General features: G+C 64.2%; 19 protein-coding genes. 6 read left to right on the top strand and 13 right to left on the bottom strand.

Annotation, left to right across the window (positions count from 1 at the left end):
- Positions 1-58: 58 nt before the first annotated feature.
- From RFM52_RS07445 to RFM52_RS07410, 8 genes are all read right to left on the bottom strand, one after another.
- Positions 59-1,687: an alpha-D-glucose phosphate-specific phosphoglucomutase gene (locus RFM52_RS07445; protein ID WP_320294850.1), complete on the bottom strand. Its 1,629-nt coding sequence runs from the start codon at positions 1,685-1,687 to the stop codon at positions 59-61.
- A 3-nt stretch (positions 1,688-1,690) separates the two neighbouring features.
- Positions 1,691-3,136 (bottom strand): glycogen synthase GlgA, encoded by a 1,446-nt coding sequence (glgA, locus tag RFM52_RS07440; protein WP_320294849.1) that lies wholly within the window; start codon positions 3,134-3,136, stop codon positions 1,691-1,693.
- A 58-nt stretch (positions 3,137-3,194) separates the two neighbouring features.
- Positions 3,195-4,460, bottom strand: a complete 1,266-nt coding sequence (gene glgC / locus RFM52_RS07435) for a glucose-1-phosphate adenylyltransferase (protein WP_320294848.1) — start codon at positions 4,458-4,460, stop codon at positions 3,195-3,197.
- A gap of 63 nt (positions 4,461-4,523) precedes the next feature.
- Positions 4,524-6,737, bottom strand: coding sequence for a 1,4-alpha-glucan branching protein GlgB (gene glgB / locus RFM52_RS07430; RefSeq protein WP_320294847.1), 2,214 nt, complete (start codon positions 6,735-6,737; stop codon positions 4,524-4,526).
- A gap of 104 nt (positions 6,738-6,841) precedes the next feature.
- Positions 6,842-9,304, bottom strand: a complete 2,463-nt coding sequence (locus RFM52_RS07425) for a glycogen/starch/alpha-glucan phosphorylase (RefSeq protein ID WP_320294846.1) — start codon at positions 9,302-9,304, stop codon at positions 6,842-6,844.
- Between the two features lie 142 nt (positions 9,305-9,446).
- Positions 9,447-10,229: an ATP-binding cassette domain-containing protein gene (locus RFM52_RS07420; RefSeq protein WP_320294845.1), complete on the bottom strand. Its 783-nt coding sequence runs from the start codon at positions 10,227-10,229 to the stop codon at positions 9,447-9,449.
- A 2-nt stretch (positions 10,230-10,231) separates the two neighbouring features.
- Positions 10,232-11,293: an ABC transporter permease gene (locus RFM52_RS07415; protein WP_320294844.1), complete on the bottom strand. Its 1,062-nt coding sequence runs from the start codon at positions 11,291-11,293 to the stop codon at positions 10,232-10,234.
- A 155-nt stretch (positions 11,294-11,448) separates the two neighbouring features.
- Complete coding sequence (locus RFM52_RS07410; protein WP_430699240.1) at positions 11,449-12,426, bottom strand: sugar ABC transporter substrate-binding protein; 978 nt, start codon at positions 12,424-12,426, stop codon at positions 11,449-11,451.
- A 268-nt stretch (positions 12,427-12,694) separates the two neighbouring features.
- Here RFM52_RS07410 and RFM52_RS07405 point away from each other — a divergent pair, with 268 nt between their 5' ends.
- The 4 genes from RFM52_RS07405 to RFM52_RS07390 all read left to right on the top strand — a co-directional run bounded on the left by RFM52_RS07405 (position 12,695) and on the right by RFM52_RS07390 (position 16,710).
- Entirely contained in the window at positions 12,695-13,918 is a 1,224-nt protein-coding gene (locus RFM52_RS07405) for an ROK family transcriptional regulator (protein WP_320294843.1), read from the top strand.
- Between the two features lies 1 nt (position 13,919).
- The gene (locus RFM52_RS07400; protein ID WP_320294842.1) at positions 13,920-14,366 is read left to right on the top strand and encodes an RbsD/FucU family protein; all 447 of its coding nucleotides are present in this window, start codon (positions 13,920-13,922) and stop codon (positions 14,364-14,366) included.
- Positions 14,363-15,286 carry a carbohydrate kinase family protein gene (locus tag RFM52_RS07395; protein ID WP_320294841.1) on the top strand — a complete coding sequence of 308 codons (924 nt, stop codon included), beginning with the start codon at positions 14,363-14,365 and terminating at the stop codon, positions 15,284-15,286. The genes RFM52_RS07400 and RFM52_RS07395 overlap by 4 nt, the downstream gene beginning before the upstream one ends.
- Before the next feature lie 254 nt (positions 15,287-15,540).
- A complete protein-coding gene (locus tag RFM52_RS07390; RefSeq protein ID WP_320294840.1) occupies positions 15,541-16,710 on the top strand; it encodes a DegT/DnrJ/EryC1/StrS family aminotransferase in 1,170 nt (389 codons plus the stop codon).
- Positions 16,711-16,927: 217 nt separating this feature from the next.
- Here RFM52_RS07390 and cysQ read toward each other — a convergent pair whose 3' ends face one another.
- The 3 genes from cysQ to cysD are packed head-to-tail and all read right to left on the bottom strand — an operon-like array spanning position 16,928 to position 20,563.
- Positions 16,928-17,707, bottom strand: coding sequence for a 3'(2'),5'-bisphosphate nucleotidase CysQ (gene cysQ / locus RFM52_RS07385; RefSeq protein ID WP_320295037.1), 780 nt, complete (start codon positions 17,705-17,707; stop codon positions 16,928-16,930).
- A 10-nt stretch (positions 17,708-17,717) separates the two neighbouring features.
- Positions 17,718-19,655, bottom strand: coding sequence for a sulfate adenylyltransferase subunit CysN (gene cysN / locus RFM52_RS07380; protein WP_320294839.1), 1,938 nt, complete (start codon positions 19,653-19,655; stop codon positions 17,718-17,720).
- A 2-nt stretch (positions 19,656-19,657) separates the two neighbouring features.
- The gene (cysD, locus tag RFM52_RS07375) at positions 19,658-20,563 is read right to left on the bottom strand and encodes a sulfate adenylyltransferase subunit CysD (protein ID WP_320294838.1); all 906 of its coding nucleotides are present in this window, start codon (positions 20,561-20,563) and stop codon (positions 19,658-19,660) included.
- A 457-nt stretch (positions 20,564-21,020) separates the two neighbouring features.
- On the opposite strand from cysD, the gene RFM52_RS07370 reads away from it, so the two are divergent.
- Both RFM52_RS07370 and RFM52_RS07365 read left to right on the top strand, forming a co-directional pair.
- Positions 21,021-22,313, top strand: coding sequence for an O-antigen ligase family protein (locus RFM52_RS07370; protein ID WP_320294837.1), 1,293 nt, complete (start codon positions 21,021-21,023; stop codon positions 22,311-22,313).
- Between the two features lie 144 nt (positions 22,314-22,457).
- Positions 22,458-23,255 (top strand): NAD-dependent epimerase/dehydratase family protein, encoded by a 798-nt coding sequence (locus RFM52_RS07365; RefSeq protein WP_320294836.1) that lies wholly within the window; start codon positions 22,458-22,460, stop codon positions 23,253-23,255.
- A 74-nt stretch (positions 23,256-23,329) separates the two neighbouring features.
- Here the strand turns inward: RFM52_RS07365 and RFM52_RS07360 are convergent, their stop codons facing one another.
- Positions 23,330-23,866 carry a sugar transferase gene (locus RFM52_RS07360; RefSeq protein ID WP_320294835.1) on the bottom strand — a complete coding sequence of 179 codons (537 nt, stop codon included), beginning with the start codon at positions 23,864-23,866 and terminating at the stop codon, positions 23,330-23,332.
- A 3-nt stretch (positions 23,867-23,869) separates the two neighbouring features.
- Entirely contained in the window at positions 23,870-24,781 is a 912-nt protein-coding gene (locus RFM52_RS07355) for a glycosyltransferase family 2 protein (protein ID WP_320294834.1), read from the bottom strand.
- Positions 24,782-24,811 lie beyond the last annotated feature (30 nt).

Raw genomic sequence — 24,811 nt, 5'->3', positions numbered from 1 at the left:
CTTCGGCGACACCTTCTCCCACAAGGGGAGAAGGGGGAGCCGCGCGGCGCCGCCGCCCTCAAGTAATCACGCTCGGCTTGTTGCGGCCGGTGTGGCTCTTGATGCCGGCGATGTCGTCAGCGGCGGCGATGAGGTCGGCCAGCGCTTCCTGCGTGTCGAGGTCATGCCGCGCCTTGTCCGGCTCGTAGCGCTCGATATAGACGCGCAGCGTCGCGCCCGACGTGCCAGTGCCCGAGAGGCGCAGCACGACGCGCGAGCCGCCCTCGAACAGGATTCGTATGCCCTGATGCTCGCTCACCGAGCCGTCGACCGGATCGTGATAGGCAAAGTCGTCGGCCTTGGCGATCTTGAGGCCGCGCACGCTGGTGCCGGGCAGCGAGTTAAGCTTGGCGCGCAGCTCGTCGACCAGCGCATTGGCGCGGTCGCTCTCGACCTCCTCATAGTCGTGGCGTGAATAGTAGTTGCGGCCGTAGGTCGCCCAGTGCTCGGTGACGATCTGCTTGCAGCTCTCGCCGCGCGCGGCGAGGATGTTGAGCCACAAAAGCACCGCCCACAACCCGTCCTTCTCGCGCACATGGTTGGAGCCGGTGCCGGCGCTTTCCTCGCCGCAGATGGTGGCCATGCCGGCGTCGAGCAGGTTGCCGAAGAACTTCCAGCCGGTCGGCGTCTCATAGATGCCGACGCCGAGCTTTTCGGCGACGCGGTCGGCAGCACCACTGGTCGGCATCGAACGGGCAATGCCCTTGAGGCCGTCCTTGTAGCCCGGCGCCAGCTTGGCATTGGCGGCAAGCATCGCCACCGAATCCGACGGCGTGACGAAGATGCCTCTGCCGATGATCAAATTGCGGTCGCCGTCGCCGTCGGACGCCGCGCCGAAATCCGGCGCATCGGGGCCCATCATCTCGTCATAGAGATGCTTTGCGTGCACAAGGTTCGGGTCGGGATGGTGGCCGCCGAAATCCGGCAGTGGCTTGAAGTTGCGGCAGGTGCCGTCCGGGGCGCCGAGGCGGTGCTCGATGATCTCCTTGGCATAGGGGCCGGTCACCGCGTGCATGGCGTCGAAACGCATGCGGAAGCCCGACTTGAAGAGCTTCCTCAGCGCATCGAAGTCGAACAGGCTTTCCATCAATTCGGCATAGTCCTTGACCGGATCGAAGATCTCGACCGTCATGTCGCCGGCCTTGACGGTGCCGATGGTGTCGATGTCGATCTCGCCGATCTCGGCGATCTTGAAGCTCTTGATCTCCTTCGACTTGGCGAAGATCGCGTCGGTGATCTTTTCAGGCGCCGGGCCGCCATTGCCGGCATTGTACTTGATGCCGAAATCCTCGTGCGGGCCGCCGGGATTGTGGCTGGCCGACAGGATGATACCGCCGAAGGTCTTGTATTTGCGGATGATGTTGGAGGCGGCGGGCGTCGAGAGAATCCCGCCTTGCCCGACCATCACCTTGCCGAAGCCGTTGCCGGCGGCAATCGCGATGGCCTTCTGGATGACCTCGCGGTTGTAGAAGCGGCCGTCGCCGCCAATCACCAGCGTCTTGCCCTGAAAACCGTCCAGCGCATCGAAGATCGACTGGATGAAGTTCTCGGCATAGTGCTCCTGCTGGAACACCGGCACCTTCTTGCGCAGGCCCGACGTGCCTGGCTTCTGGTCGGTATAGGGTTTGGTGGGGACGGTTTTGATCATGCCTCAGGCAGCCCTTTTCGAAAGCAGCAAGCGATAGAGTTCGACGTATTTTTCGGCGCTCTTGTCCCAGGAGACATCGGCCTTCATGCCCTGGCGCTGGATCGAGGCCCAGGTCGCGGGCCGCGCATGCACCTCGACCAGCCGCTGGATGGCATGGAGCATCGCGCCGCCATTGTTGGGCGCGAACTGGAAACCGGTGGCGACACCAGCCGACAAGGCGGCCTCATTGGCGTCGATGATCGTGTCGGCCAACCCGCCGGTACGGGCGACGACCGGCACGCAGCCATAGCGCAGGCCATAGAGCTGGGTGAGCCCGCACGGCTCGAAGCGGGACGGGATGATGATGGCGTCGCAGCCGCCCTGCATGACATGCGAAAGGCCTTCGTCGTAACCGACGACGACGCCGACGCGACCGCGATGGCGGGCTGCGGCGGCAAGCAGCGTGCCCTCAAGACCGGCATCGCCCGAGCCGAGGATCGCAAGGCGCGCGCCGGCGGCGACGATGCCGTCGACGACCGCGGCGAGGATGTCCATGCCCTTCTGCCAGGTCAGCCGGCTGATGACGCAGACGATCGGGCTGCCGTCCGCCTCCAGACCGAAGCGCTCTTCGACCGCCTTGCGGTTCTTGGCCCTCGCCGCAAGCTTCTCGGCCGAATAATTGGCGACCAGGTGCTTGTCGGTCTCGGGATTCCAGATATCGACGTCGATGCCGTTGACGATGCCGTAGAGGTCGGTTGAGCGCATGTTGATCAGCCCGTCGAGACCCATGCCGAATTCGGGCAAGCGGATTTCCTGCGCATAGGTCGGGCTGACCGTGGTGATCGCCCAGGCAGCCTGGAGGCCGGCCTTGAGAAAGCCGACGCCGCCATAATATTCGACGCCGTCGAGCTGCATGGCCACCGCCGGCAGGCCGAGCTCGCCGAAGATGCCGGCGCCGAACTGGCCCTGGAAGGCAAGGTTGTGCACGGTGATCAGCGACGGCACGCCGACGGCCTTGCCGTAGCGCATATAGGCAAGCGTCATCGCCGACTGCCAGTCATGGGCATGCACGATATCGGGCTGGTAACCGGAGATCGCACCGCCGGCAATGTCGCCGCCAACCTGGCTCAAGGCCGCGAAGCGGCGCCAGTTGTCCGGCCAGTCGGCGCCGGAGGCGGTGCCGTAAGGGCCGCCCTGGCGATCGAAGAGATGCGGCGCGTCAAGCACGAAGAGGTCGAGATCGCCGACCTTGACGGCATGAATCGAAGCTTTGCCGCCCTGCAGCAGCGGATACTGGTAGACGGCCTTCTTCTTGGCGAAGGCCGCCATCACGACGGGATAGCCGGGGATCAGCGTGCGCATCGCCACGCCCTTGCCGGCCAACGCGATCGGCAAGGCGCCGGTCACGTCGGCAAGCCCGCCGGTCTTGATCAGCGGAAAGATTTCGGGCGTGACCGACAGAACCTGCATGCGCTCCACATTCCGATCTTAAAGTGACAGTTTGTCGATCAAGCTGACAACTTGTTGATCAAACTGACAACTTGTTGATCATATCTTGCGTGATCAGGCAGATGCCTTTTTCCGATACACGGAAGCGCTTGGCGTCGAGCGCCGGGTCCTCGCCGACCACCAATCCTTCCGGGATGTGGACGCCGTGATCAATGACGACGCGCTTGAGATGCGCGTTGCGGCCGACAGTGACGTCGGGCAGCATCACCACTTCCTCGAGCTTCGAATAGGAATTGATGCGCGCGCCGGTGAAGATCAGGCTGCGGCGCAGCGAGGCGCCGGAGACGATGCAGTCGCCGGAGACCAGCGAGGAGATCGCCTCGCCGCGGCGGCCGTCCTCGTCATGCACGAACTTTGCCGGCGGCTTCAATTCGGCATAGGTCCAGATCGGCCAGTCGCGGTCGTAGAGGTCGAGCTCGGGTGTAATGTCGGTGAGGTCGATATTAGCTTCCCAATAGGCGTCCACCGTTCCGACATCGCGCCAATAGGGTTCGGACTCATGCGAGGAGCGCACGCAGGATTTGGCGAAGCGATGGGCGATCGCCTTACCGTGCTGGACGATGTAGGGGATGATGTCCTTGCCGAAGTCGCGGCTGGAGCCGGGTTCGGCCGCGTCGCGGCGCAACTGTTCCATCAGGAACTTGGTCTTGAAGACATAGATGCCCATCGAGGCCAGGGCGAATTCCGGCTTGTCGGGAATGCCCGGCGGATCGGCCGGCTTCTCGACGAAGGCGATGATGTTGTCCTTCTTGTCGACATGCATGACGCCGAAGCCGGTCGCCTCCATGCGCGGCACTTCGAGACAGCCGACGGTGACATCGGCGCCGGCGTCGACATGCTGGCGCAGCATCAGCTCGTAGTCCATCTTGTAGATGTGGTCGCCGGCGAGGATGACCATGTATTCGGGGCCGTAGGCCTCGATGATGTCGATGTTCTGGTAGACGGCGTCGGCTGTGCCTTCATACCACTGCGTTTCCGAGACGCGCTGCGATGCAGGCAGGATGTCGAAGCTTTCGTTTCGCTCGGGCCGCAGGAAGTTCCAGCCGCGCTGCAGGTGGCGGATCAGCGAATGCGCCTTGTACTGGGTGGCGACGCCGAGGCGGCGGATGCCGGAGTTGAGCGCATTGGACAGGGCAAAATCGATGATGCGCGTCTTGCCGCCGAAATAGACCGCTGGCTTGGCGCGCCGGTCGGTCAGCTCCTTGAGGCGGCTGCCGCGGCCGCCGGCCAGCACATAGGCCATGGCATCGCGTGCCAGCGGCTGGGTTCTTTTGATCTCTGCCATTTTGTTACCCTCCCAAACAAGCTGCCCGGATTGTTGCAAGAGCAGGATGAGACATCATCTGCTTCAATCCGTGACGAATTCCAGCATGATCGTCGACAGCGGCGGCAAAAGCATCGTCGCCGATACGCCGCCTCCTTCCCCGCTCGCCTCGACCAGGCCGCCATTACCCATGCCGGAGCCGCCATAGACCTCGGCGTCGGTATTGATGATTTCGCGCCACTTTCCCGCCTTCGGCAGCGGCACGCGATAGTTCTCGCGCGGCACCGGCGTAAAATTGGAGATGACGGCAATCGGATTGCCGCCCGGCGCGCTGCGCAGCCATGCGAAGACCGAATTGTCGCGGTCGTCGACGATCAGCCAAGAGAAGCCTTCCGGCTCGCAGTCGCGCGCATGCAGCGCCGGGCGCGAACGATAGAGGTAGTTCAGGTCGCGCACCGTCTGCCAGACGCCGCGATGCGGTGCGAATTCGAGCAGGTTCCAGTCGAGCGCGCGCTCCTCGCTCCACTCGCGGCGCTGGGCGAATTCCTGGCCCATGAACAACAGCTTCTTGCCGGGATAGCCCCACATGAAGGCGTAATAGGCGCGTAGGGTGGCAAACTTCTGCCAGTCGTCGCCAGCCATCTTGTTGAGCAGCGTGCCTTTGCCGTGCACGACCTCGTCATGCGACAGCGGCAGCACGAAATTCTCCGAGAAAGCGTAGACCAGGCCGAAGGTGATGTCGTTGTGATGGTGCTTGCGGAAGATCGGCTCCTTGGAGAGATACTCCAGCGTGTCGTGCATGAAGCCCATGTTCCACTTGAAGCCGAAGCCGAGCCCGCCCTCGTGCACGGGACGCGACACTTTTGGCCATGAGGTCGATTCCTCGGCGATCGTCATCACGCCGGGATGGTGGCCGTAAAGCTCCTTGTTCATCTTCTGCAGGAAGGAGACAGCCTGCAGGTTCTCGCGCCCGCCCTTCTCGTTGGGGATCCACTCGCCCGCCTTGCGCGAATAGTCGAGGTAGAGCATCGAGGCGACCGCGTCGACGCGCAGGCCGTCGACATGGTATTTCTCGGCCCAGAACAGCGCGTTGTTGACCAGGAACGACACCACCTCGCTGCGGCCGAAATTGTAGATGGCCGTGTTCCAGTCGGGGTGAAAACCCTGGCGCGGGTCGGCATGTTCGTAGAGCGCCGTGCCGTCGAACTTCACCAGCCCATGCTCGTCGACCGGGAAATGCGCCGGCACCCAGTCGAGGATGACGCCGACGCCGGCGCGGTGCGCGCCGTCGACGAAGCGGGCAAAGCCGTCCGGATCGCCGAAGCGGGCCGTCGGGGCGTAGAGGCCGGTGGTCTGGTAGCCCCAGGACGGGTCGTAGGGGTGCTCCGAGATCGGCAGGAACTCGATATGGGTGAAGCCGGTGTCGATCACATAGGGGATCAGCCGTGCGGCGAGCTCGTCCCAGGAGAGGAACGTGCCGTCGTCGCGGCGCTGCCAGGAGCCGGCATGGACCTCATAGATCGAGATCGCCTCGCGCCTGGGATCGGCCTTTTGCCAGAAACCGCGATGCGCCTCGTCGCCCCAGCGATGCGCGATCGGCGGCGCCGTCACCGAGGCGGTCGCCGGGCGCAGTTCCGACTCGAAGGCGAACGGATCGGCCTTGAGCGGCAGGCGCACGCCGTCGGGCCCGATGATCTCGAACTTGTAGGGCTGGCCCGCGGCGAGATCGGGAATGAACAATTCCCAGATGCCGGTGTCCTTGCGGTCGCGCATGGTATCGCGGCGGCCGTCCCAGTCGTTGAACGCGCCGACCACGGAGACGCGCCTTGCGTTGGGCGCCCAGACGGCGAAATGCACGCCGGTGGCGCCCTCGTGTTCGATGATGTGGGCGCCGAGCTTGTCGAAGAGCCTGAGATGCGAGCCCTCGGCCATGTAATAGTCATCCATCGGACCCAACACCGGGCCGAAGGAATAGGGATCGGTCTGCCACCAGTCGCCGCCGGCATTCCTGGCGTGATAGCGCAGCGGCTGGCGCTTGCGGATCGAGATCTTGCCCTCGAAGAAGCCGGCGTCGTCACGGCGGTTGAGCTCGCCGGCCTCCTTGCCGGTCAGCGTATAGGCGGTGACGAATTCGGCGTTGGGCACGAAGCAGCGGGCGACGAAGCCTTTGCCGGCTTCCTGCACGCCCAGGACCGCGAAAGGATCGCCATGCGTTCCGGCGACAATCGCCGCGACATCGCCGGCTGGCGCCAGTCCGTCCGGCCCGCTTGTCGCAGCGGTCGCGCGCGGCTTCCTCATCAAGCGGTCGCCCTCCCCGGGCACCTTTGTTTTGGGTGCGCCCGCCCAGCACAGTTGGACAGAAGACACCTGGGCCACATTGTTCGTAGCCTCATGCAATCATATCAGACGGGTACGTTCCAGATTTCTTTCGCATATTGGCGGATTGTGCGATCGGACGAGAACCAGCCCATGCGGGCAACGTTGTGGATGGCGCGCGCGTTCCAGTCGGGGCTGTCGCGCCAGACGCGGTCCACCTCGCGCTGGCAGGCGGCGTAGGAATCGAAGTCGGCCGCCACCATGAACCAGTCGCTGCTGTAGAGCCCGTTCATGAGGTCGCGGTAGCGATCGGGGTCGTCGGGCGAGAAGACGCCGGACGAGATCGCCGCTACGGCCTGCGACAATTCAGGTGACGCCTCGATGATGCCGCGCGGGTTGTAGCCATTGCTGCGTCGTTCGGCGACCTCGGCGGTGGTCAGGCCGAAGATGAAGATGTTGTCGTCGCCGACATGTTCCTTCATCTCGACATTGGCGCCGTCGAGCGTGCCGATGGTGAGCGCGCCGTTCATGCCAAACTTCATGTTGCCGGTGCCGGATGCTTCCATGCCGGCGGTCGATATCTGCTCGGAAAGGTCGGCGGCGGGCATCAGCACTTCGGCCAGGCTGACATTGTAGTTCGGCACGAACACGACCTTCAGCAGGCCGCGCACCGACGGGTCGCCGTTGATGACTTTCGCGACGTCGTTGGCCAGTTTGATGATCAGCTTGGCGTTGTGGTAGCTCGGCGCCGCCTTGCCGCCGAATATCTTGACGCGCGGCATCCAGTCCCGCTCGGGATGCGAGCGGATCTGGTCGTAGAGCGCGATCGCCTCGAGGATGTTGAGCAGCTGACGCTTGTATTCGTGGATGCGCTTGACCTGGATGTCGAACAGCGCCGACGGGTCGAGCCGAATGCCCAGGCGGTCGGCAATCAAATTGGCGAGCTTCACCTTGTTCTGCCGCTTCACGGCGGCGAATTTTTCGCGGAAAGCCGCGTCGTCGGCGAGCGGATCGAGATCCTTGATCGCCTCGATGTCGTCCATGAAGCGGTCGCCGATCGCCTCGCGGGCAAGCGCGGTCAGGCCGGGATTGCACTGGATCAGCCAGCGCCTGGGCGTGATGCCGTTGGTCTTGTTGTTGATGCGCTCGGGATAGAGCTTGTGGAGATCGGCGAACACCGTCTCCTTCATCAGCTCGGTGTGGAGCGCCGAGACGCCGTTGATGGAATGCGAGCCGACAAAGGCCAGATTGCCCATGCGCACGCGGCGGTCGCCGTTTTCCTGGATCAGCGAGATGCGGGCGATCTGATCGCCCGAGAACTGGTTGGTGGCGCGGGCCTCGAGCAGCACCTGCGCGTTGATGGCGTAGACGATCTGCATGTGGCGCGGCAAAAGCCGTTCGAACAGCGGCACCGGCCAGCTTTCCAGCGCTTCGGGCAGCAGCGTGTGGTTGGTGTAGCCGAAGGTGCGCTTGGTGATGTCCCAGGCCTGGTCGAAGTCCATGCCGTGGACGTCCATCAGGAGCCGCATCAATTCCGGCACGGCGACCGCGGGATGGGTGTCGTTGAGGTGGATCGCCGCTTTGTCGGGCAATGATTTCAGGTCGCCATACTGGCTGAGATGGCGCTGGACGATGTCCTGCAGCGAGGCGGTGGAGAAGAAATACTCCTGCCGCAGCCGCAGCTCCTGCCCGGCCATGTGGGAATCGGCGGGATAAAGCACGCGCGACAGCGCGTCGGCTTTGTTGCTCTCGGCCAGCGCGCCGATGTGGTCGCCGGCGTTGAACTTGTCGAGCAGGATCGGGTCGATCGGCATGCCGGACCAGAGTCTCAGCGTGTTGACGCGCCTGGCATGCCAGCCGGCCACCGGCGTGTCGTAGGCGACGGCCAGCACATGCTCGGTCGGCTTCCAGACGTGGCGTTCGAGCCGACCGTCCTTGGAGGTGATCGATTCCACCGAACCGCCGAAGCCGACTTCGAAGGAGCGCTCGCGCCGCTCGAACTCCCAGGGATTGCCGTGATCGAGCCAGGTCTCAGGCAGCTCGACCTGCCAGCCGCCGTGGATCTCCTGGCGGAACATACCGTTGGCGTAGCGGATGCCGTAGCCATGGGCGGGGATGTCGACGGTCGCCATGCTTTCCATGAAGCAGGCGGCAAGGCGGCCAAGACCGCCATTGCCGAGTGCCGCGTCCGGTTCCAGCGCGGCGATGAGATCGAGATCGACGCCAAGCGAGGACAGCGCCTCGCGCATGTTCTCCATCAGGCCGAGATTGGAGAAGGCGTCGCGCATCAGGCGACCGATGAGGAATTCGAGCGAAAGGTAATAGACGCGCTTTTCCTGCTGGTCGTAGGCTTCCTTGGTCGCCTGCATCCAGTGGTCGACGATGCGGTCGCGCACCACCTTGATCGAGGCGGTCAGCCAGTCATAGGGCGTGGCGACGGTGGTGTCCTTGCCGACCCGGTATTTGAGCGACATCAAGACCTCTTCGGCGAGGGTCTTGGGGTCCGGGTTGTCGAGCACAGGGACTTCGATCGTCATGGCGGATGTCATTTCGCCTCTCGTGATTTTGCTACGATCATACCGGCTTTCATCGTTTCTCCCAGCCCATCGTACCGCATCGCAGCATACATTCAATCGATTTAGACGATCGACTCATCCGATCCCCCTGCGGCGATTTACCCATCGAGGCAGGTCAAGCCGCCAGGGCATCCTCTGGAGGCTTCTTGGCCCCGGTCATGAGGGCAACCGCATCCGACATGGAAATCTGCTTCGGATCGACGACGCAAAGGCGCTTTCCTAGACGGTGTATGTGAACGCGATCCGCGACTTCGAAGACATGCGGCATGTTGTGCGAGATGAGCACGATCGGCAGGCCGCGCTTCTTGACGTCGAGGATCAGTTCGAGAACCCGTCGGCTTTCCTTCACTCCAAGGGCGGCCGTCGGCTCGTCCATGATGACGACGCGGCTGCCAAAGGCGGCGGCGCGTGCCACCGCGACGCCCTGGCGCTGGCCGCCCGACAACGTTTCCACCGCCTGGCTGATATTCTGGATGGTCATCAAGCCGAGCTCGGTGAGCTTGTCGCGGGCGCGCTTTTCCATCGCCGGACGGTCGAGCATGCGAAACCAGCTGCCGAGCGGACCCGGTTTGCGGATCTCCCGGCCAAGGAACATGTTGTCGGCGATCGACAGCGCCGGCGACAGGGCCAGGTTCTGATAGACGGTCTCGATGCCGGCTTCCCGGGCCTCCATCGGCGACTTGAAGGCGACGGGTTTGCCTTCGAGCCGTATCTCGCCTTCATCGGGCACGACAGCGCCGGAAATCGCCTTGATCAGCGATGACTTGCCGGCACCATTATCGCCGATGACGGCAAGGATCTCGCCCGGATAGAGGTCGAAGTCGGCATTGTCGAGGGCAGTGACGCGGCCATAGCGCTTGACCAGACCACGAGCGGTGAGGATGGGTTCCTGGGTCATGATTATGCCGAAACCTTTCTGATCCATTGGTCGATCGCAACGGCGCCGATGATCAGCACGCCGGTGAGCAGCACCTTCCATTGCGGATCGGCGCCCAGCATATTGAGGCCCATCGAGACCACACCGACGATCATGGCGCCAAACAGGGTGCCGAGGATCGAGCCTCGGCCACCAAAGAGCGAGATACCGCCGATCACCGTCGCGGTGATCGCCTGCAGATTGTAGTCGGTGACGGCGGCGGACGGCGAAATCGAACCGTTGCGGCCGATGGAAACCCAGGCCGCGAAAGCGGCGATCAGCCCGGCAAGGGTGTAGACGGTCATCAGCACCTTCTTGGTCTGAATGCCCGACAGCTTGGCCGCCTCCTGGTCGTCGCCCACGGCATAGACATGGCGGCCCCAGGCCGTGTGATTGAGAACGTACCAGAGGAGCAGCACGAGCAGGACCATGGCGATCACGCCGGCGGTCAGCACCGCGCTGCCGACCCTGAAACTCAGCGCAAACAAATGCAGCAGCGGAGCCTGGGTGTCGACGTCGGTGTCGCGGATCGTCTCATTGGCCGAATAGATGAAATTCGTGGCCATGACGATGTTCCAGGTGCCCAGCGTGACGATGAAGGGCGGCAGTTTCATGTAGGCAACGAGCAGGCCGTTGAGCAGGCCACAAGCGGCACCGGCGGCAAGTCCGATGACCACGGCGAGCACGGCCGGCATGCCGTAACTGACCGCGCAATTGCCCATGATGACGGCCGAGATCACCATGATGACCCCGATCGACAGGTCGATGCCGGCAGTCAGGATGACCAGTGTCTGGGCGGCGCCGAGAATGCCGACGATGGCGATCTGCTGCAGGATCAGCGTCAGCGTGTAGGATGAAAAGAAACGTCCGCCGATAGCGATGCCGAAAATGATGATCGACAGAACCAGCACGATCAGCGGCACCGCCGCCGGCGTGGAATGCAGGAAATGCTGTGCGCGTTTGACGAAGGATTTGTGCTCGTCGAAAGCGGCAACACTGGTGTCGCTGTCCGAGAGGACCTTCTCGAATTCCTGAGCTTGAGCCATGTTTTCTCCCCTGGGCCTCGACCATACGCCGATGCCCGTCCACGCCTTTCCGGTCTGCCGCCGGGATTATTCGCGCTTATAGCGACACATCGTCCACCTGATGCGGCCGGGGATCAAGCCCCAGCCGCAAGCTTTATGAGCCATTCAGGCGAGCATCAGCCCCAGCACTTGGCGAGGCCTTCCTTGGTGTCGATCGACTTCACGCCGTTGGCCGGCTTGTCGGTGACGAGATTGACGCCGGTGTCGAAGAAGTTCTTGCCTTCGGTCGGCTTCGGTTTGGTGCCGTCCTTGGCATATTTTGCGATCGCCTCGATGCCGAGCGCCGCCATCTGCAGCGGATATTGCTGCGAGGTGGCGCCGATGACGCCTTCGGTAACCGACTTCACGCCAGGGCAGCCGCCGTCGACCGAGACGATCAGCACCTGCTTTTCGAGACCGACTGCCTTGAGCGCCTGATAGGCGCCGACAGCGGCGGGCTCGTTGATGGTGTGGATGACGTTGATGGTGTTGTCCTTCTGCAGAAGGTTTTCCATCGCCTTGCGGCCGCCTTCTTCGTTGCCGTTGGTCACGTCATGGCCAACGATGCGCGGATCGACCTCGTCGCCGATCTTGTTCGGATCCTTCACGTCGATGCCGTAACCCATCATGAAGCCCTGGTCGCGCAACACGTCGACCGTCGGCTGCGACGGGGTGAGGTCGAGGAAGCCGATCTTGGCGTCCTTGGCCTTGTCGCCGAGCGTGGCGGCGGCCCAGGCGCCGATCAGCTTGCCGGCTTCGAGATTGTCGGTGGCGAAGGTGGCATCGGCGGCATCGATCGGATCGAGCGGAGTGTCGAGCGCGATCACCAGCAGGCCGGCGTCGCGGGCCTTCTTGACAGTCGGCACGATGCCCTTGGTGTCGGACGCCGTGATCAGGATACCCTTGGCGCCGTCGGCGATGCAGCTTTCGATCGCGGCGACCTGGCTCTCGCTGTCGCCGTCGATCTTGCCGGCATAGGTCTTGAGATCGACGCCCAGTTCCTTAGCCTTGGCGGTGGCGCCTTCCTTCATCTTGACGAAGAAGGGGTTGGTGTCGGTCTTGGTGATCAGGCAGGCGCCGACGCCGGCGGCCGATGCCGACGAAGCGAACGCCATCAGACCCAGGCCGGCAGCCGCGAACACAGTGGACTTCAGCAGTGATTTGTTGGTCACGATTTCCTCCCAATGGAACTGTTCCGGACGCCGGCCACCCGGCGTCTCAAGCGCATCCACCGATTTTCTCCCAGAGTGGACACACCCCAAAAAACACCAGTCCGCAACGGCTGTCAATAATTAAATCACTCTTATTTATTATTGACACGCTTGCGCTGTTCACTCATTCTGAACGAAAAGCCATCGAGGGGAAACAGACGGGAGGAACAGGGTGGAGACCGGCATTGCGAGGCACGGTTCGCCCGAGGCTTTGGAAAGCCGGGTGCATCGCGGCACCAACCAGAGCGGCATGCGCGACCACAATGAGCGGCTCGTGCTGTCCCTGGTGCGGCAGCATGGCAGCCTGGCCAAATCCGACATCGCGCGCATGACCGGGCTGTCGGCCCAGACCGTGTCGGTGATCATGCGCGAGCTCGAGGAAGACAAGCTGCTCGTGCGCCAGGCGCCGCTGCGCGGCAAGATCGGCCAGCCTTCGATCCCGATGGCGCTCAACCCGGAAGGCGCCTTTTTCATCGGCCTCAAGATCGGCCGGCGCTCGGCCGAGCTCGTTCTGATCGACTTCCTGGGCAACGTGCGCGCCATGCTGCAGCACTCCTACCGTTACCCCGCACCGCGCGAGACCGTCGAGTTCGTCACCGCCGGCATCAAGACGATGCGCGGCGAGCTGACGCCGGCGCAGGACAAGCGCATCGCCGGGCTCGGCATCGCCATGCCGTTCGAGCTGTGGAACTGGGCCGACACGGCCGGGGCGCCGCGCGAGATCATGGACGAATGGCGCCATCGCGACATCCGCGCCAACATCCAGGCGCAGTGCGAGTTCCCTGTCTACCTGCAGAACGACGCGACGTCGGCCTGTGGCGCGGAGCTCGTCTTCGGGCGGGCGGGCGGAGCGCGCGATTTCGTCTATTTCTACATCGGCGCCTTTGCCGGCGGCGGCATCGTGCTCAACGGCCGCCTCTACAGCGGGCCCAACGGCAACGCCGGCGCGCTGGGCTCGATGCCAGTGCCGGGGCCGGACGGCAAGCCGACGCAGCTCATCGACGTCGCCTCGATCGCGATGCTGGAAAAGGCGATCTCCGCCAAGGGCATCGATGGCTCCTATCTGTGGACCTCGCCGCAAGAATGGGGCGAAATCGGCCCCGATCTCGACGAGTGGATCGCCAGCGCCTCGCGGGCGCTCGCCTATGCCATCGTCGCCGCCTCGTCGGTCATCGATTTCGAGGCGGCGGTGATCGACGGCTGGATGCCGCTCGATGTGCGGCGCCGGCTGGTCGATGCCGTCACGGAAGCGATTGCCGGCATCGATGCCGAAGGACTGAAGCTGCCTGTCGTGCGCGAGGGAACGGTCGGCATCCATGCACGCGCCATGGGCGGCGCCAGCCTGCCGCTCTCCGAGCGCTTCCTGATCGGACCGAACACGTCCGGGGGCGCCTGACATGCTGATCGGCATCCCGTCGCTGCTCGGGCCACAGTTCCTGGCGACGCTCAGGGCAATGGGCCATGGCGACGAGATCGCGATCGTGGACGGCAATTATCCGGCCGAGGAGCAGGCGCGGCGGCTGATCCGCGCGGACGGCCACGACGTTATAGCCGTCCTCGACGCCGTGCTCAGCGTGCTGCCGGTGGACGAAGCGGTGCCGGAGGCATTGTTCCGTGCCTCGGTGAAGGGCGACCCGGCGCTTGCCGACCCCGTGCATCGCGAGATGGAAGCTGTCTGCGCCAGGCGCGCACCGGGCCATAAGGTGGTTGCGCTGGCCGGGCCCGACTTCTATGCACGCGTCAAGGCCGCGCACGCAATCGTTGCGACCAGCGAACCCAGGCTCTTTGCCAACATCATCATCCGCAAGGGCGTGATCCATCCGCCGGAGACCAAGACGACATGATCCTTTGCTGTGGCGAAGCCCTGATCGACATGCTGCCGCGTACCACGACGGAAGGCGAAGCGGCCTTCGCGCCCTATGTCGGCGGCGCGGTGTTCAACTCGGCGATCGCGCTCGGCCGGCTCGGCGCCCCGGCAGGCTTCTTCTCGGGCCTCTCCTCCGACCTGTTCGGCGGCCAGTTCCGCGAAGCGCTCGGCGCCAGCAAGGTGAGTTCCACCTATGCGCACACCTCGCCGCGTCCGACGACGCTCGCCTTCGTGCGGCTCACCAACGGCCAGGCGACCTACACCTTCTATGACGAGAATACCGCCGGGCGCATGCTGACCGTCGAGGACCTGCCGAAGCTCGGCGCCGAGATCGAGGCGATGCTGTTCGGCGCCATCAGCCTGATCTCCGAACCTGCCGGATCGGCCTATGAGGAGTTCATGCGGCGCGAGCACGAGAGCCGGGTAATGATGCTCGACCCCAACATCCGGCCGAACTTCATCCCGGACAAGGCAAAGCATCTGCGGCGCATCCGCGAGATGATGGCGATGGCCGACATCGTGAAACTCTCGGACGAGGACCTCAAATGGTTCGACGAGGCGGGCTCGCATGAAGATGTCGTGCACAACTGGCTGGATCGCGGGCCGAAGCTGATCGTCGTCACCCATGGCAGCGAAGGCGCCGTCGGCTACAGCAGGGCGCACAAGGTCACCGTCATGCCGCGGAAGGTGAAGGTGGTCGACACGGTCGGCGCCGGCGACACCTTCAACGCCGGCATCCTGGCATCGCTGCATGAGCAGGGCCTGCTCACCAAGGCCGCCATCGGCGACCTGCCGGAAGAAGCGATCCGCAAGGCGCTGGAGCTTGGCGCCAAGGCGGCGGCGGTGACGGTTTCGCGAGCCGGCGCCAACCCGCCCTGGCGGAACGAAATCGCCTGATCCGGCGGCGGGATGGGCGTAACACTGCCCTCCCCGGCCGATCACTTTATGTTTCCCATCGATGGGACGTCGCGATAAGGCAAGCCGGGAAACACTCGTCAAAGCTCGGATTTCAGGCTTTTTCAGGCATTGCGCCGGCAAAATCCGTAACGGGTGCGACACATAAGCAATTTCGCCTGGCCGCCACCGGCTTTCTCAGCCGATCCAAGTCTGTTACCAGCGGGCCGGTTTTTACAGGCAGTTTCGAGGCCGACATGCAGTTCATCGATCTTGGCGCGCAGCGCGAACGTATCCGCGACCGGCTGAAGGTCGCCATCGACAAAGTCGTCGAGGAAGGCCGCTATATCCTCGGCCCGCAGGTCACCGAATTCGAGAACAAGCTCGCGGCCTATGTCGGCGTCAAGCATGTGGTCGCCTGCGCCAACGGCACCGATGCGCTGCTCCTGCCGCTGTTTGCCGCCGGCATCGGCCCGGGCGACGCGGTGTTCGTGCCGAGCTTCACCTTCGCCGCGACGGCCGAGGTGGTGGCGCTGGCCAAGGCCGAGCCTGTCTTCGTCGACGTCGACCGCGATACCTACAACATCGACATCGCCAGCCTCGAGGCGGCGATCGCGATGATCAAGAAGGAAGGAAGGCTGAAGCCGAAGGCGATCATTCCCGTCGACCTGTTCGGTCTTGCCGCCGACTACGAGGCGATCATGGCGATCGCCAAGCGCGAGAACCTTTTGGTGATCGAGGACGCCGCCCAGTCGATGGGCGGTTCCGCCGACGGCACGGCGATCGGCGGTTCCGCCGACGCCAAAATGTGCGGCGCCTTCGGCCATGTCGGCTCGACCAGCTTCTATCCGGCCAAGCCGCTTGGCTGCTATGGCGACGGCGGCGCCATGTTCACCAATGACGGCGCGCTGGCCGACAAGCTCCGTTCCTTCGCCTTCCACGGCAAGGGCGAGACGCAATACGACAATGTCCGCGTCGGCATCAATTCGCGCCTCGACACGCTGCAGGCGGCGATCCTGATCGAAAAGCTCGCCATCCTCGAGGATGAGATGGTGGCGCGCCAGGTCGTGGCCGACCGCTATGCCAAGGGCCTCGGCGATATCGTCAAGGCGTCGCGCAACCTCGGCCACGGCCGCTCGGCCTGGGCGCAATATGCGATCGAAACGCCGAAGCGCGACGGGCTCAAGGCCCATCTCGGTGAAAAAGGCATCCCGTCGGTGATCTATTATGTGAAGCCGCTGCACAGCCAAGTGGCTTACAAGGATTATCCGCGCACGCCGACGGGACTTGCTGTCTCGGAAGAACTGCCGAAGCAGATCCTCTGCCTGCCGATGCACGCCTATTTGAGCGAGGCCGACCAGGATCGCATCATCGAGACGATCCGCAATTATATCGGCTCGAACTCGGCGCATGTCGCGGCGGCTTAGAGGCCTAAAGGTCGGCGCCAGGCCCCCCTCTCTGCCCTGCCGGGCATCTCCCCCTCAAGGGGGGAGATCAGATGTCACGCAGGCTTTCGCCAACCTTAAACGTTGAAAGAATGAGCGGCGCGCTGAAGCTGCCAATCTCCCCCCTTGAGGGGGGAGATGTCCGGCAGGACAGAGAGGGGGGCTGTCCTGCCAACATCTACAATTGGCGACGCTGCGACTATGCGCTCTTCCCGCTCGCAATGAAATGCGGATTGGCGAAATCGCTGTCGCTCGCCTGGTTGCGCTTGCCGTAGACCAGCGGCCGTCCATCCAGCGTGCGCGTCATGCCGCCGGCGGCGCGCAGCACTGCGTCGCCCGCCGCTGTATCCCACTCCATGGTACGGCCGAAGCGCGGATAGACGTCGGCTTCCGCCGCGGCGAGCAGGCAGAATTTCAGCGACGAGCCGATCGAGACGATCTCGGCGGCGCCGAGATCGCGGATGAAGGCATCGGTTTCAGGCGTATTGTGCGAACGGCTGGCGACGACGGCGAGCGGCGTGCCTCCTGCCCGCACCGTGATCGGCCGGCGACCGAGAACGCGATAGTCGGCATCGACCTCCAGTGCCTCGGCCTTGCCGGGTCGCCCGGAGAAAAAGCGTCCCGTGCACGGCGCGAAGACGACGCCGACCTCCGGCACGCCGTGGCGGATCAGCGCGATGTTGACGGTGAAATCGGTGCGGCGGTTGACGAATTCCTTGGTGCCGTCGAGCGGATCGATCAGGAAGAAGGCGCCGTCGAGATCGGGCGTTGCGATGCCCGCCGCCACCTCTTCCTCGGCCACACAAGGGATGTCCGGATAGGCAGCGCGCAGGCCGGCGAGGATAATCTTCTCGCTTTCGCGGTCGGCTTCCGTCACCGGCGAAGAGTCGGCCTTGCTGTCGACGGCGCAGCCTTCGTGGAAGACACGCATCACCTCGCGCCCGGCCTCGAGCGCCAGGCGCTCGAAGACACCGAGCATCGCCTCGTCGTCAGATACCGCCGCCATTGTCGTATTGGTCTTCGGCAATGTCGCGCTCATTCAGCCAGTGCTCCAGGGCTTCCGCCATCTCCTCGGGCTTCTTGCCGAGCGTCTTGAGGTGGACTTCCGGATTCAGCGGCGCTTCATAGGGCGAATCGACGCCGGTGAAATTCTTGATCTCGCCGCTCAAGGCGCGCGCGTAGAGACCCTTCGGATCGCGGCGGGCGCATTCCTCGAACGGCGTGTCGACGAACACCTCTACGAACTCGCCCTCAGCCATCAGCTCGCGCGCCACGCGCCGTTCGGCGGCGAAGGGCGAGATGAAGGAAACGATGACGATCAAGCCGGCATCGGCCATCAGCTTCGCCACCTCGGCGACGCGGCGGATGTTCTCCACGCGGTCGGCGTCGGTGAAGCCGAGATCGCGGTTCAAGCCGTGACGGACATTGTCGCCGTCAAGGATGTAGGTGTGGCGCCCGGACGCGAACAGCTTCTTCTCGAACAGGTTGGCGATGGTCGACTTGCCGGAACCCGAAAACCCGGTGAACCAGAACACGGCCGGGCGCTGGTTCTTCAGGTCGGAGCGGCCACGCTTGCCGACGTCGAGCGACTGCCAATGGATGTTTTCGGCACGGCGCAGCGAATGCAGGATCATGCCGGCGCCGACCGTGGCGTTGGTGATGCGGTCGATCAGGATGAAGGCGCCGGTGGTGCGGTTCTCGGCGAAGGGATCGAAAGCGATCGGCGCGCGGGTCGAAAGGTTGCAGACGCCGACCTCGTTGATGTCGAGCGACTTCGCCGCCTCATGCGCGAAGTCGTTGACGTTGACCCGGTATTTCAGATCGGTGACGGTGGCGCTGACCTGATCGGTCTCGGTGCGCAACACATAGGAGCGGCCGGGCAGCAGCGCCTGCTCGTCAAACCAGACGATGTTGGCGGCGAACTGGTCGGCGACCTGCGGGCGTGCGGCCGGCGAGACCAGCAGATTGCCACGCGACACCTCGACCTCGTCCTCGAGAACCAGCGTGATCGCCTGGCCGGCGACCGCCTGCTCGAGATCGCCGCCCTGCGCGACGATGCGCTTGACCCGGGACGCCTTGCCCGACTTGGCGACCACGACTTCGTCTCCTTGCGAAACCGTGCCCGAAGCGATGGTGCCGGCGAAGCCGCGGAAATCGAGGTTCGGGCGGTTCACATATTGGACAGGAAAGCGGAAAGGCAGCTCGACGGCGGCCTCGTCGACCGACACGTTTTCGAGATGCTCGATCAGCGACGGCCCGGAATACCAGGACGTGCGCTCCGAGCGGCTGGTGACGTTGTCGCCGAAGCGCGCCGACATTGGGATCGGCACGACACTCACGAAGCCAAGGTCTTTCGCGAACTCGCCATAGTCGGCGACGATCTGGTCGAACACGGCCTTGTCGAAGCCGACGAGGTCGATCTTGTTGACCGCAAGAACGATGTGGCGGATGCCGAGCAGCGAGGCAATGATCGAATGGCGCCTGGTCTGGCGCAGCACGCCCTGACGTGCGTCGATCAGCACGATGGCGAGATCGGCGGTCGAGGCGCCGGTCGCCATGTTGCGCGTGTACTGCTCATGGCCGGGCGTGTCGGCGACAATGAACTTGCGCTTCGGCGTGGCGAAGAAACGGTAGGCGACGTCGATGGTGATGCCCTGCTCGCGCTCCGCCTCCAGCCCGTCGACCAGCAGCGCGAAGTCGATGTCGTCGCCGGTGGTGCCGTGCTTGCGCGAATCCTTCTCGAGCGCGGCAAGCTGGTCCTCGAATATCTGCTTGGTGTCGGAGAGCAGCCGGCCGATCAGCGTCGACTTGCCGTCGTCGACCGAGCCGCAGGTGAGGAAGCGCAGCAGCGACTTCTTCTCCTGCGCGGCCATGTAGTCGCGGATCGAATCGGTCGGGGCGAGGCTCTTGGCCATGATGTGGCGCATTATCAGAAATAACCCTCGCGCTTCTTCTTTTCCATGGAGCCTGCCTCGTCGCGGTCGATGAGGCGGCCCTGGCGCTCGGACGTGCGGGCGGTCAGCATCTCGCCGACGATGGCTTCCAGCGTGTCGGCATCGGACTCGATCGCGCCGGTCAGCGGATAGCAGCCCAGCGTGCGGAAGCGCACGAGCCGGTTCTCGATCGCCTCGCCGGGGCGCAGTTGCATGCGGTCATCGTCTTTCATGATCAGCATGCCGTCGCGCTCGACCACCGGCCGTTCCTTGGCGAAATAGAGCGGCACGATCGGGATGTTCTCCTGCAGGATGTACTGCCAGATATCGAGCTCGGTCCAGTTGGACAGCGGGAAGACGCGGATCGACTCGCCCGGCGCGATGCGGGTGTTGAAGATCTTCCACATTTCCGGCCGCTGGTTCTTCGGGTCCCAGGCATGCTGGGCGTTGCGGAAGGAAAAGATGCGCTCCTTGGCGCGCGACTTCTCCTCGTCGCGGCGGGCGCCGCCGAAGGCCGCGTCGAAGCCGTATTTGTCGAGCGCCTGGCGCAGCGCCACCGTCTTCATCACATGGGTGTGGGTGTTGGAGCCATGGTCGAAGGGGTTGATGCCTTCGCGAACGCCATCCTCATTGACGTGGACCAGGAGGTCGAAGCCGAGCTTCTGCGCCATCTGATCGCGAAAGGCGATCATCTCGCGGAACTTCCAGGTGGTGTCGACATGGAGGAACGGGAAAGGCGGCTTGGCCGGATAGAAGGCCTTCATCGCCAGATGCATCAGCACGGACGAATCCTTGCCGACCGAATAGAGCATCACCGGCTTGGAGAAAGACGCCGCGACCTCGCGGAAGATGTGGATGGATTCGGCCTCGAGCCGCTGCAGATGCGTGAGCGCGATATTCATGGAGCGTCGAGCATTCTTTCGTGCCGTCGAGCGGAAATCTTGCATTGCAGGCGCAATTCCATGCCGCCCGGGCGCAGATTTCACTTCGGACAAACTGTTTCGTGCGGGCGTTCTAACAGATCGGCGCCGCCGATAACAATGCAAGACCCGCGCGGCGCAAGGTGATTGGAGAACGAATTTTCCAAGCACAGCCGGCAAAGCGGAAAATCCTGCCAGAGCCACCGAAAACGCGGGAAGCGGGCAAAGGCCTTGGCGTCCAGGGAATTGCAGGGCTCCCCGATCCTCGCCGGATCGGGGGATTTCCGCCGCAAGATTGTCGACCGCACTATCGCAGGGCGGCGCCAGCCGCTATACGGGCTCGGGGAACGGGCAAGGCGCGGCAAACGGAGATCGGCGAGGCGGCCTCTGGCTGGCTCCGTGAATCCGGGCGCAACCTGGAAAATTGCGAAGCAAGCATTTGAACCCGTTTACAACGCTCCGGCGCCACCTCACGCCCGCACAGATCAACATCTATTTCTCGATCGCCTGCTTCTTCTCACCGCCGGTGCTTGGATCGCTGGTCAGCATCACCTTCAATGCCGGTGGTGTGTGGTCCGCGATGCTGCTGGCTGCGAAACGGCGGCGCCTCAACGTCGACCGGCCGATGCTCGCCATCACGGTGGCGATCTATGCCTATTGCGCAGCGATGGTTCTGGCTTCGATCGTCAACGGCACGCTGGCCGCCGATTTGCGGTTTTTCCTGCCGCTGATCACCTTCCTGCTGTTCCCCATCTCCTATTCGACCTGGAGCATCACCGAGAAGAGCGTGCTGGCACGCATCGCCATTCTGGCCAGCACCGCGGCCTGCTTCGGCGCGCTGGCGATGGCCGTGTTCCAGTATCATCGGCTCGGCGTGAGGGCGGAGGGTGGCGCCGGCAATCCGATCGTCTTCGCAACCGTTACCTGCCTCGCAGTCATGACATGCCTTGCCGGTGCGCTGTCGGGCATCGAGAAACGCTGGAAGCTGCTGGTCCCGGCGGCGATCGCCGGAGCCATTGCGATTGTCTATTCGGGGTCGCGCATGATCTGGGTGGCCGTGCCGATTGCCGGCATCGTCGTGCTTCTCATCAACCGCCGCCGGTTCACCGGCGCCAGCCTGGCGCGCTTCGTGGCGATCGGCGTCGTGATCGCCCTTGTGATCGCCGCCATCGGCTCTCACGCCATCCTGGATCGAGCCGACTTCCTGGTCAGCGACTGGGACGCGCTGAACGCCAATGGCGACCATTCGACGGCGCTCGGCCTGCGCGTGGCGATGTGGGAAATCGGCTTCAGCGCGTTTCGCGAGATGCCGATTTTCGGGCATGGCATCTCGGCGAGCCGGGCGCTGATGAAGCAGGGTTTTCAGGACCAGTACGGCCTGAGCCAGGGTTTCAGCCATTTCCACAATGGCTTCCTGACGGCGCTGGTCGAGGCCGGCCTGCTGGGGGCGCTGACCCTGGCGTCGATTTTCGTCGTCGCCGCCTGGAACGCGGCACGGACGCTGCGCCTCAGCGTCGACCCGGTGGAGCGGTTCGGCGCGACAATGGTCCTTGTCGCGGTCATCACCTATCTCACCGGCGGAATGGCCGGCATCCTCGTCGGCCACGACATTCTCGACGCCACGCTGATGGTATTCCTGATCTCGGGGACCTACCTTGCATCCGGGCGGACGGTGGCGCCGACCGGGAAAAGCGCGCCTGCGACGGCGCCGGACGCCAGCCGACACCCATGAAGGTCCTGGTCACCGGCGCGACAGGCTTCATTGGACGCCGGGTCGTCATCCGGTTGCGCGAGACCGGATTCGACATACGGATAGCCTCCCGCCTCCCGCAAGGGCTGGCCGGCGCGGACGACGCCGTCGCGCTGCCCGCCGCCGATGCGCCGCGGGGAAGCCTTCCTGGCGCTGACGCGCGATGTGACGCATGTCGTCCATTGCGCGGCGCTCAACAACGACCGTGGCGCCGGCGCGGCCGACTTGCGGACCGTCAACGCGACGCTGACCGGCCGGCTCGCCCAGGCGGCGGCGACGCGCATCGACGGCCGCTTCATCTATCTCTCCTCGATCCGCGCCGTGGTAGGCCCCGGTTTCAGCGGCACCATCGACGAGGCCACGCCCCCTGCCCCGCAATGCGCCTACGGGCGCTCCAAGCGCGAAGGCGAGATCAAAATGCTGGAGGCTTTCGCGGCGTCAGGGCACGGCGGGGCGGCGGCGCTGCGGCTACCGCCGGTCTATGGCGAAGGCATGAAGGGAAATCTGCGTGGGTTGATGCGGCTGGCGGACACCGGCCTGCCGCTGCCAGCAGCCGCCCTGACGGCGGTTCGCTCGCTCGTCTCGCACGACGCCGTGGCCGCCGCCGTGACGCATCTTCTGACCCGCCCCGTGCCGCCGCGCCCGACCTATGTGCTCGGCGACGCTTCGCCGGTTGCGATGTCCGAAATCATCAGAGCGTTCCGGCGCGGATACGGCCGGCCGGCGCGGCTTCTGCCCCTGCCTGCCTCGCCGTTGCAGCTGTTGGCAACGTTGGTTGGCCGGCGGGCGTCATGGCAGGCCTTCATGGCGACGCAGATCTGCGATCCGTCGCTGCTGGTCTCGGAAGGCTGGGGGCCGGAAACCGATACGCTCGGCCGGCTCGAGGAGCTGGCTCGGCAGGGGAGCGGTTTGCCGTTTCCGTGAACGGTCAAACGCTCTATCCCTTTGTTTTGCGCAATTCCGGACGGAAAACCGCTTACACTTTTCCTGGAATTGCTCTAGGCGCGAAAGACCGTGCCCAGCAATATCTTGAGGTCCAGACCGGTCGAGGCGGCCTTGACGTAGGCCGCATCGCTTTCCGCGCAAAGTCTTGGATCGGACATATCGATCCCCTTGATCTGCGCGAGCCCTGTGATGCCTGGAAGCGCTGTGAGCACGCCCAGTTCCCTGCGCCGCTCGATCAGTTCCGCCTGTGTCGGCAGGCATGGACGAGGGCCGACAAGGCTCATCTCGCCTTTGAGCACATTCCAGAGCTGCGGCAATTCGTCGATCTTGGTTGCGCGCAGAACCTTGCCGACCGCTGTGACCGAACCGGCCGGCGCCTCGTGTGTGGGCAGCGACGGCGTTCCCCGATGCATGGTGCGCAATTTGCGGCAGGCAAAGAGGGCTCCTCCCCGGCCGACGCGGACCTGCGAAAAGATGGCGGGGCCGGCCGACGTTGCCCGGATTGCCAGCATCGCGACAAGCAGGATGGGAGCCGCCACCACCAGCATCGGAACAGCGACCGCCAGGTCGAACGCGCGCTTGGCCGTCATGGCTCAGATCCGGCGCCAAAGGAAAGCGACGTAGAGCCCGAGCGTGCCCATGAATGTCTGCCGGTAGACGCCGCTTTTGTCGAGCAGGCCGAAACGCTTGAAGATGTTGCCTTTGCGCGCCCTGATGAACAGGCGAAGGCAAAGTGCTGCATCGCGCGCGATGAGCTCGCGGTTGACGGCGAGGCCGCGCAGATTGCTGTCCGTCCAGGTGGCGAACTGACCCTGGAACAGACGCCCCAGCCTTGAAAACCTCGCCCTCCACGAGACATTGGCGCCGACGAGGTTTGCCGCGTGCTGGCGGTATCTCACCAGCGGCCGCGGCTCGTAGCGGACCTTGCCGCCGGCGGCGGTGACGATGAGATAGGCCCACCAGTCATGGCTGACGAATTCGGTTCTCGCCGATGCTTTCGCCAGAAGCTGGCGTGCCGCGCGGTTGAAGAGCATCGTGTTGCCGCCGGCGATGCTTTGCACCAGCGCATTGCGGAAGGACGGGGGGCGACGAAACAGCGGCGAATAGCCGGCCGGAACGCCGGTCTGCGAAATGGTCGCCGTGCGCGAGCAGAACAGGAGCGGCGTTTCCATGTCCTCTCCCTCCATCCAGCGGATGGCGCTCTCCAGCCGATCCGGCTCCCAGACATCGTCCTGGTCGCAAAAGGCGTAGTAGTCGGCGTCGATGCGCGCATCGATGATCATCGAGCGGAAATTGGCGGCGAAGCCCCTTTGCGGGCCCTGCAAAAGTGTGAGCGACCCCTTGGTCCAGCGGGATCGCCACGTCTCGACGATTGCGGTCGTGGCGTCCGACGAGCCGTCGTCGGAGACCCAGAGATCGACGAGCGGCCAGGACTGTGCGAGCAAGGACTCCAATTGTTCGCCGATGTATGCCGCGCCGTCCTTCGTGCCCATGAGAACGGCCACGCGCTGATCTCTTCTGGTCACGGCTTTGGA

Source organism: Mesorhizobium humile (genome assembly GCF_033977215.1).
Lineage (GTDB): Bacteria > Pseudomonadota > Alphaproteobacteria > Rhizobiales > Rhizobiaceae > Mesorhizobium > Mesorhizobium humile.
This window is presented reverse-complemented; position numbering and strand designations above follow the sequence as displayed.